Origin of the sequence: Pseudoalteromonas sp. S4492 (assembly GCF_005886115.1) — a bacterium.
Classification (GTDB): domain Bacteria; phylum Pseudomonadota; class Gammaproteobacteria; order Enterobacterales; family Alteromonadaceae; genus Pseudoalteromonas; species Pseudoalteromonas gelatinilytica.
The window spans coordinates 1-9,420 of record NZ_PNCP01000009.1 but is presented as its reverse complement, the minus strand read 5'-3'; the positions used below and the strand labels follow the sequence as shown (position 1 = coordinate 9,420).

The following is a 9,420-nucleotide window of genomic DNA, read 5'->3' as shown; positions in this document are numbered from 1 at the left end:
AGGTTGGGTAGAGCGCAGCGAAACCCAACGTGAGTTAGCGAGTTGCAAGTTAGCAAGGGTAAAGTTGAACTGTTGGTTTGTTTAGTACAGAGTCACCCTCAGCAACACCCCCCGTAGGAGGTACTTCAGTGCCGAATCTAGACCATAACAAACACATTCACGGCTAAAGCCATTCCTACAAGTACACTTTACCTAGAACCTAGAACCTAGAACCTAGAACCTAGAACCTAGAACCTAGAACCTAGAGCCTAGAGCCTAGAGCCTAGAGCCTAGAGCCAGAGGGAGACACAGCACCAAACACCCACACCGCGCGGCTGACGGCTGAAAGCTGATAGCTCTGTGATGTGTTGGGTTTCGCTGCGCTCTACCCAACCTACGCCAGACCTTAAAACTTTCCCCTCGCTAACTTTACTCTCGCTAACTTATGTAACCTACCACCCAATTTACCCTTTGTTGCAATTTTAATCTTGGTTTAGCACTTGAGCTATGTAAAACTATTTGCGTTTTTAAACCACAATCAGGTGACATGAATGTCTCAAATAAAAGCTTGGAAACTTATTAGCCTGTTTTGTTTGGTAAGCTTGCTTATGGGCTGTGAGTCGAAAGAAGAGCAGCTGAAACAAACAATACAACAATCCATAGAAAAAGCTGAAGTTGAATTAAATCAACTTGGTACAGCGCTTGATAATGGCTCTTTGCGTAATGCGACGATACTTAAACAATACGGACAAGTGCTTGCTGAGCAGCAGCCGCAACTTTCTGAGATCGCGCGAGTAATTAGTCTTGATGCTACTCGTGAAGGGGCTATTTATTCAGGTCTTACACAACGCTTAGCTGAGGTTAAGTCTACTTATCTAATACCCCCTTATGAAGATACCCTTCATCAACTTGATCTTATTCGTGATGCTGCCAAACCGTCTTTATTTCAGGATGCGCTGACAGATCCTATCAATATGCTTGCCGATATGTCGCAAGGCTCACTAGCGCGGGTTGGTGCAATTAGTGAAGCTGCTGAAGGTGAAAGTGTTGGTAACCAGTTAGTTGGTAACCCTAACTATGGGCAATGGCAAACAAATAGCAGCGGTACCAGTTTTTGGGTTTGGTACGGTATGTATCGCATGTTGGGCGATGTATTCGACCGAGTTGAATATGGTCGCTGGAGCCGCCATAGAAAGTATAGCTATTACAATGACTATGGCCGTTATCGTTATTCGAGCCCAAAACAGATTAAAGCACAACAAACGGTAGAGACGCGTACTCGACAGTCTTATCAACGCCAAGGTAAACAATTCACTAGTCCGTATGCCACAAAGCGCAGTGGTGCATCTGGATTAAGCCGTAGCAGCTATACGCCGCCACGCACACGCAGTAGCTATGCTTCTAGCAGTAGTTACAGTAAAAGCTCTGGGTCATTACGCAACAGCTCGAGCAGAACATCACGTGGCATTAGCCGCGGTAAGTAGTGAAAAGAATAACCACCGGAGTTACAACACATGTATGAATTTAATGGAATAACAACTTGGTCGTTGCAAGCTTTAGCAATCGACTTTGCAATCATTATCGCTTTATTTGTCAGCCTAAAATTTATCAAAGGCTGGGTATCTAACTTACACGCTAATGATGAAATAACTGAGCGTGATAATTTTGCTTTTGGTATTAGCTTTGCGGCAGGACTTGTGGCACTGGCTATTGTTCTAAGTGGCGTGAGCAGCGGCTCATTTGCACCAACCTTGCAACAAGAAGCATTACAAATGCTTGGATATGGTGTGATGGCGATTGTACTTATTAAGCTAGGTCATTTCTTCCAAGACAAAGTAGCGCTTCGCAAAGTGAGTCTGCACGACGAAATCGTAAAAGGTAATGCGACTGCTGCACTGATTGATTTTGGTCATGTAGTGAGTGTCGCTATTGTGATTCGCTCAGCTTTATTTTGGGTGGCAACCGAAGGCTGGCATGGTATTCCAATCGTGATCGCGGCCTTTGCAATTGGCAGCATTGCGATGCTACTGATCAGTCAATATCGCGTGCAGTTATTCAAACGTACTAATCGCAGTGGCGATTGCTTACAACAAGCGGTTATTGACGGCAACTTAGCTGTGGGTATTCGTTACGCTGGCTTTTTAGTGGGTAGTGCATTGGCATTAACGGCTGCATCAGGTATTGCTCCTTATGCGGCTGACAATATTGTAGCTAGTTTAGGTTACTGGGCATTAAGTGCAGCGGTAAGTTTAGTTGCCTTCATTTTACTACACTTAGTGACTATCAAAATCATCCTATCTGGTTGTGATATTTCAGACGAAGTGAACCGTCAGAAGAACGTAGGTGTAGCTGCTATCTCTGCAGCAATCTCATTTGCGATTGGTTCGACTATGGCAACCTTGTTAGGTGCCTAATTAGTGTCTACTACAACAAGCGCCCCAAGTAGAGCCAATCTACTTGGGCATGATTTCCTATTAATATCTGTTATGGCCGTACTCGCTGGGTGCGGCCTTATTTATGAATATCTTCTATCTCATTATGCTGGTCGTGTATTAGGCTCGGTCGAGAGTGCCATATATGCCATGATTGGCACCATGATTGTCGCTATGGGTATCGGTGCCTTTTTAGCTCGTTGGTTTAAAGATGCATTTACTGCTTTTGCTTGGCTTGAGAGCATTATTGCTTTGGTCGGCATGGGCTGTATTTTAGCGATAGCAAGTGTTATCGCTGTCAGTTATTCATTGCCGCATATCTTCTCCGAAATATTTAACCTGCCTGCAGATACGGTACTTAATGGTTACGTGTTTGAAAGGCTGCAAGAATGGTCTCGTTTTTTACCTTATGTGTTTGGTCTATTACTTGGGCTATTAATTGGTATGGAGATCCCGTTAATTGCGCGTATTCGCCAGCAAGTCTATGGGCGCTTTTTAGAGAACAATGCGGGCACCATTTACGGGGCTGATTATATCGGTGCCGGTATAGGTGCTGCGATTTGGGTGAGCATTATGCTCGCGATGCCAATTATGCAAGCAGCAGCGTGGACAGCGTTATTTAATATTATTGCCGGTCTCGTATTTTTATGGCGCTATCATCAACACGTTCGCTTCGCTAAGTTACTGTTAGTTTGCCATGTACTGTTGTTGGTGTTTTTTGCGTTTGTGCTCGTGCTTGGCACTAACTGGATGAAAAATCTAAGCAATGTTTTATACAAAGATAAAGTCATCTACTCGCAAGCAACTAAGTATCAGCATTTGGTGTTAACTGAGCGTTTGAGTCGCAATCAGCCCAATGCAATTACTGATCTTTACCTCAATGGTCGTTTACAGTTCTCAAGTGTGGATGAGCAAATTTATCATTCAATGCTTGTCTATCCTGCTATGTTGGCCTCAAATCGCCATGACCGCGTGTTGATCATCGGTGGCGGTGACGGGCTTGCATTACGTGATGTTTTGAAGTGGCCAGTAGAGCATGTCACTCTGGTTGACTTAGATGGTCAGCTGTTAAACTTATTTGGTAATGATGTTGGCGACTATGATGCGCCAGAGAAAATCAGAACACGTTTAACAGCGCTAAATAAACATTCTATGAGCGACCCTCGTGCTGATATTCGCATTGCAGATGCCTTTTTAGAGGTCGAAGCAATGCTGGCAAAAGGCGAGCGCTTTGACACTATTTTAATTGACCTACCAGACCCTAATCACCCTGATCTCAATAAGATGTACAGTGACTATTTTTACAATCATGTACGTCAGTTATTGGCACCTGACGGGGCTGTGGCTGTGCAATCAACATCCCCTTATCATGCGAAGAAAGCATTTTTGAGTATTGCTAAAACAATGAAAGCTGCGGGTTTTGGTTATGTTGAGCAATACCAACAAAATATTCCTTCGTTTGGTCAATGGGGTTGGACAATCGCGACTACCGCTGGCAAATCAGCAAGTCAGCGAATTCGTGAAACTAACGAATTACCCGTGCCATCTCGTTGGGTAAGCAAAGAATATTTATTGGCTTCTTTTGTGTTTCCGAATCATTTTTTTGAACAAGTAAACACGATTGAAGTCAATAGATTAGGTTCTGGAACCTTATATGATTATTACCGCCAAGCGTGGCAAGTTGAAACCGAATTGTACAAAAATTGATATTTTATAGTTGACATAATATGTCGGCTATGCAAATCTTAACTCAGACATAATATGTCAAAACGTAAAAAGGTGAGACATGGAATTAAATGAACTATCAATCAAACTGGCTTCTTTTGAAACAGAAGGTGTGAGCTTTGAGTCTTTCTTGATTGCCAACGAAGGTGAGCAAGATGTGTTACAAGTTATCGTCGATGGGAATGATGAGTTACCTATCTTTGTTACTCAAACAGAAGAGCAATTACTGTGTATTAGCTACCTGTTTGCTGAAGACGAAGTACAAGCAGATATGCGTAATGAGTTAAACGAAACGTTACTACGTTTAAATGTACCAATCCCATTAAGCGCATTTGCAAAAATTGATGATAAATACGCTATTTTTGGCGCGTTATCGGTTAATTCATCGTTTGATGATATTACCCATGAGTTGGTAACACTGGCAGACAATGCGATTGATGCACTTGAAGCCGTGACCATTTATTTAAACGATTAATTAGCAATTTCTGGAGTTAAGATTATGAGTATTTTAAAGAAACTATTTACAGCTGTACGTGGTGGCGCTCGTGAAGCAGGACAAGCAATTGTTGATGCAAACGGTATCCGTATCTTTGAACAAGAAATTGCTGATGCACAAAATGCCCTACAACGTGCTAAGAAAAGCCTGACTGAAGTAATGGCAAAAGAGATGCAAACGAAGCGTAAAATTAGCGCACTAGATGCATCAATTGCTGAACATGAAGCGTATGCAGGCCAAGCACTTGAAAAAGGTAACGAAGCTCTTGCATTAGAAATCGCAGAAAAAATCGGTGATTTTGAAGCTGAAAAAGCAGAGAACGAAGAAGTGTTAGCTGGTTTTAGTAACCACATTGTGCAACTAAAGCAGCAAGTTAAAGAAGCTGAAAAGTCGATTAAAGAAAACCAACGTCAATTAACAATGGTTAAAACGACTGAAAGTGTGCAGCAAGCAACAATGGCTGTAAACAGCACGCTAAATACGAATAGCTCATCAATGACATCAGCACGTGAGTCTCTAGAGCGTATTAAGCAGCGTCAGCAAGACCGCCAAGACCAGTTAGGTGCGGCTAAGCAATTAGAAGCTGACACTAACGGCGATGATTTAAAAGCGAAAATGGCTGAAGCGGGTATTGGTGATACGAGCCCGAAAAGCGCGGATATTTTGGCGCGTATTAAAGCAAAGCAAAATAGCTAATCTGTTAGCGGAAAAACAAAAGGTAACCCACGCACTGGGTTACCTTTTTTGCTTCAACAAGGAGTCAGCCAATGTTTAACTTTTTCAAATCTAAAAAAGCCCCAGAGCGTCAGCTTACTGATCCAAGCCAATTACTTGTTGGTGATATGCTAACAGTGATTGATTCGTTCGCTTACCCAAGCTGGTTAAAAGGACAGACACTGCGTGTTATTGATGTGCAAACGTATCAGTATCAGCGTAGTGCAGAGTATGAGTTGGTACTCGAAAGCGAATCTGGCCAAGTGGTGTTTTTGCAAATTGAGTCAGATGACGGTGAACAGTGGGCAAACTTTGCGATCAAAATTCAACGCGATGATGTTGATGAGATTTTTACCCTTGATGAGTTTGCTCGTATTTTTGATGAAGACGAATTAACGGCAATTAATGTACAAAATAGTCCAGAGCGTTTTAGTCACTTTTTAGCATCGAGCTATAAACAATCAGAAGCACCTTATGTGTGTTATTTCCATAATAAGGACTACCGTAATAAGCCTTTACCTCGATATGAAGATGAAGGTGGTGAGCCGTGTGAAATGATCTGTTTAAGCTCTGACGATGAATCGCATAGTCTAAATATTGAGATCTGGGAAGGCGGTGAGACAGAAGTATCACTGACGTTAACTAGACCAATTAGCGATATTGTTGACTTATTTCCTGGGGATGCCAAGTGAGTGATGCAAAAGCCAAATGGCAGCGTCAGGAGCAAGCTGTTAGAGCCACACAAATGGCATTTGATTTAAGCTCTGAAGTGCAAAAATCAATTAAAAAGCAAGCCATTGACCAAGAGCTTACGCCATCAGATATGATCCGTAAGATTTTGGAGCTCGACGTTAAGTCGAAAAAAACCAGACAACGCTTATCGTTTAACTTAAATGATGAAGAGATTGCCTTATTGGCTGAGCGGTTTGGTGTTGCTGCTGATGATAAACGTGCTGTGAAACAGCGAGTGGCAGAATTACTCATTGCACACAGCAAAAAAAGCTAGGGTTTTGCCTTTACTTCTTTAAGCCCTTACACTGAGACTAGTTGTTTTAAAGAAGTGGCATGACTGTGGATATTATTTTACTTGCGTATTTAGTTATTTTTGCATTATTTGGCACTGCAGCAAGTTACTTTGTTCGCTACATTTATGCTTATTGGGTGCATAATACAATGCAAGTAAAGTACATTTATAAGGCCGGGATTTGTATCATCAGCGTGGTGATAGTATCCGGCCTTATTGCATTGTTTACTTAATTTCGATTGCTTGGCACTGCTGTGAAATACACAGCGATTGTACAGGCAGGACTGGTGAGCAATCGTTAACGGTTAATGCTTGATCAGATGACTTTTCAGCTGCTGTAATTCGCTCCGCAAGTTGTTCAGCTTGCTCTTGTGCGTTGTTTAACGTTGAATAGACCACATAGCGACTTGGGCCACCACATGCTCGCTCACCAACTTCTAACACCTTACATTGAAAGCTCGCAGTACAGCTATTATTGCTAACGATATCGTTCAGCTGATCATTTAAATCACCTAGATCAACGCGCGCAGAGCTACCCGACGTTGTTGTTTCGCAACCGCTTAAAGCAATACTTGCTAGCACAGTTGTGGTGATGAAAAATTTATTGAAAGTCGATGAACGAACCATTATTGCTTATTCCTTAGTATACACTTGCCGCTGAGCCTTCGATTCTAACACAAGTATTCTCAGAACACTGCGCACCCGGTGCGGTTAGATGCTGACAAATACTCACCATGTCGTTTGCTGCGTTAAATTGCTTTTCAAGGGCGGTGATGTCTTTTGCAAGTTTTTCAACCTCAGCAGTGTCAGCTGTTTTGGTTGAATAAACAATGAAGCTACTTGGGCCGCCACAAGCACGACTACCAACAGGTAATACTTTACATTGGCTGCTGTTATCACAGCTTTGATCATCGATTAATTGTTTAAGTTGCTCATGGGCTGAGCTAATAGTCGCTTTATCTGGGGCAGCTTTGGTCACTTCCTCAGCGTTTTTTATTTCAACGGCTTTTGGTGCCTCGATAAGTTTATTGCTGGTTGCCGTTGATTCGGCTTGCTCATTAGTTGCAGCGTCCGAGCACGCAGTTAATAACACAGGAAATAAAATTGCCAATAGAGGATAGCGCATAACATACCTAAAAATCGTTGAATAAGTACTCACTATCATACACATTGCTCAAAGTGGAGCAATAAAAACGTTAGCTTTCAGTAAGTAGCTCTGTATTCACAGAGCTACAGTAAGATAAAAGTTTTACACCTATCTGCAATAAATAGGTATTACAAACCACCTTGGGTTAGTTTGGCAGGGTTCAGTAACTCGCTCAGTTCTTCGCGCGAAATATCCGTATGCTCTGCAGCAACATCAATAATAGGACGACCTTCTTGATAAGCTAATTTGGCAATTTTTGCGGCTTTGCTATAGCCGATCACCGGATTAAGTGCAGTAACCAGAATTGGGTTTTTAGCGAGCGCTTTATCAACATTGCTTTGGTTTACTTTAAAGCTGGCAATCGCTTTATCTGCCAGTGCTTCACTGCTATTCGCCAGCAGTTCGATACTTTGCAAAATGTTTAAGGCAATCACAGGCAGCATTACATTGAGCTCAAAGTTACCCGCTTGACCAGCCACTGTAATGGTGGCGTCATTACCAATGACTTGTGCGCTGACCATAGCGGCAGCTTCAGGGATCACTGGGTTTACTTTACCCGGCATAATTGATGAGCCCGGTTGTAAAGCCTCAAGCTCAATTTCTCCAAGCCCTGCAAGAGGGCCTGAGTTCATCCAGCGTAAGTCATTGGCTATTTTCATTTGTGCGACAGCAAGTACCTTTAGCTGACCTGACAGCGCAACAATGGCATCTTGTGAGCCGATGTTATAAAAGAAGTTTTTGCTTGGGCTAAAGCGAATACCCACATTCTCACTCAAGTGTTGGCAAAACTCACCGGCAAACGCAGGGTCGGCATTAATACCAGTACCAACTGCTGTGCCACCTTGTGCAAGTTCACAAACTCGCTCGAGTGCTTGGCGAATACCAGCCATTGCATGATCCACTTGTAACTGCCATGCCGCCAGTGTTTGTGCAAAACTCACCGGCATAGCATCCATTAAATGTGTGCGGCCGGTTTTCACAATATGGCCTACTTCGGCTTGTTTGTTTTGAAGGCTTTGACTGAGTTTATCGAGTTTAGGAAATAGTTCATAAATGATGTTAATAGCGCTACTAACAGCAATCGCAGTAGGGATCACATCATTTGAGCTTTGCCCCATGTTCACATCATCATTGGGGTGAATGGTTTCGCCTGCAAATTGGCTCGCCAGCGTTGCAATGACTTCATTGGCATTCATATTTGAGCTAGTGCCTGAGCCTGTCTGAAATACATCAACAGGAAACTCTGAAAAATGTTTACCGTCGATGACCTCTTGGCATGCTTGCTCAATGGCTTTAGCTTTACCTTGGCTCAAATGGCCTAAAGCAGCATTACTTTGCGCGGCAGCTTGCTTAATGTAGGCGAGGGCGGTGATAAATTGCTTAGGCATGGCTAAGCCACTAATTTTGAAGTTATTGATAGCGCGTTGCGTTTGAGCTTGATACAACGCATTGGCAGGGACTTGTAGTTCACCCATGCTATCTGATTCGGTTCTAAATTGGCTCATAAACACTCCTAAATCGGGTTAAATTCTTGGCTGAGAAGGCACGCTTCTCGCTCCAAACTGAAATACTTTTCAATACAGTTATGAGTTTTGTAGTAACGCTTTAGCGCAAGTTGCGGTTTATAAAGCTGGGCCAAACATTGTTTACGAATTGCATTATGCACTAATGAATCACACATCTTTTCAAGTAGTTCATGAAAGGTGCGTCTTAGATACAGCTCTTGCAAAATAAAGTTGTGATGCTTTTCGTAATAGCGTGCAATGTTTAAACCCGCTTCAACATAGTTAGCAACAAGCGCAGGGGCATGTAACCCAGGTCTTTGGCAAACACATTTCATTTGCCGCTGATAATGGAGCATAGCATTGTGAGAGTGCATAGAAAAACCGATTAACTGTAATGA

At 42.7% G+C, this 9,420-nt stretch carries 12 protein-coding genes; 8 read left to right on the top strand and 4 right to left on the bottom strand.

The features are described 5' to 3' along the window. Positions 1–530: 530 nt before the first annotated feature. From CWC28_RS03515 to CWC28_RS03480, 8 genes are all read left to right on the top strand, one after another. A complete protein-coding gene (locus tag CWC28_RS03515; RefSeq protein WP_063700561.1) occupies positions 531–1,463 on the top strand; it encodes a hypothetical protein in 933 nt (310 codons plus the stop codon). A 30-nt stretch (positions 1,464–1,493) separates the two neighbouring features. After that, complete coding sequence (locus CWC28_RS03510) at positions 1,494–2,393, top strand: DUF350 domain-containing protein (protein ID WP_062566277.1); 900 nt, start codon at positions 1,494–1,496, stop codon at positions 2,391–2,393. A gap of 72 nt (positions 2,394–2,465) precedes the next feature. Next, on the top strand, positions 2,466–4,118 hold the full coding sequence (locus CWC28_RS03505) for a polyamine aminopropyltransferase (protein ID WP_420820056.1): 1,653 nt from the start codon (positions 2,466–2,468) through the stop codon (positions 4,116–4,118). A 79-nt stretch (positions 4,119–4,197) separates the two neighbouring features. Then, entirely contained in the window at positions 4,198–4,611 is a 414-nt protein-coding gene (locus CWC28_RS03500; RefSeq protein ID WP_063700564.1) for a YjfI family protein, read from the top strand. A gap of 24 nt (positions 4,612–4,635) precedes the next feature. Further along, a complete protein-coding gene (locus CWC28_RS03495) occupies positions 4,636–5,328 on the top strand; it encodes a PspA/IM30 family protein (protein ID WP_063700567.1) in 693 nt (230 codons plus the stop codon). 71 nt (positions 5,329–5,399) lie between these two features. Continuing rightward, positions 5,400–6,038 carry a hypothetical protein gene (locus CWC28_RS03490; protein WP_055199258.1) on the top strand — a complete coding sequence of 213 codons (639 nt, stop codon included), beginning with the start codon at positions 5,400–5,402 and terminating at the stop codon, positions 6,036–6,038. Beyond that, positions 6,035–6,352, top strand: coding sequence for a hypothetical protein (locus CWC28_RS03485; protein ID WP_063700569.1), 318 nt, complete (start codon positions 6,035–6,037; stop codon positions 6,350–6,352). Before CWC28_RS03490 ends, CWC28_RS03485 begins: the two co-directional genes overlap by 4 nt. Positions 6,353–6,417: 65 nt before the next feature. After that, complete coding sequence (locus tag CWC28_RS03480) at positions 6,418–6,603, top strand: hypothetical protein (protein ID WP_054554683.1); 186 nt, start codon at positions 6,418–6,420, stop codon at positions 6,601–6,603. Here the strand turns inward: CWC28_RS03480 and CWC28_RS03475 are convergent. The 4 genes from CWC28_RS03475 to CWC28_RS03460 form a co-directional block, all read right to left on the bottom strand. Then, on the bottom strand, positions 6,596–6,997 hold the full coding sequence (locus tag CWC28_RS03475) for a hypothetical protein (protein WP_063700571.1): 402 nt from the start codon (positions 6,995–6,997) through the stop codon (positions 6,596–6,598). The genes CWC28_RS03480 and CWC28_RS03475 overlap by 8 nt on opposite strands. Positions 6,998–7,010: 13 nt before the next feature. Next, on the bottom strand, positions 7,011–7,496 hold the full coding sequence (locus tag CWC28_RS03470) for a hypothetical protein (protein WP_138624741.1): 486 nt from the start codon (positions 7,494–7,496) through the stop codon (positions 7,011–7,013). A 149-nt stretch (positions 7,497–7,645) separates the two neighbouring features. Next, the gene (locus tag CWC28_RS03465; protein WP_063700575.1) at positions 7,646–9,022 is read right to left on the bottom strand and encodes a class II fumarate hydratase; all 1,377 of its coding nucleotides are present in this window, start codon (positions 9,020–9,022) and stop codon (positions 7,646–7,648) included. An 8-nt stretch (positions 9,023–9,030) separates the two neighbouring features. Beyond that, the coding region (locus CWC28_RS03460; RefSeq protein WP_502704928.1) for a hypothetical protein at positions 9,031–9,420 on the bottom strand (390 nt) is incomplete at its 5' end.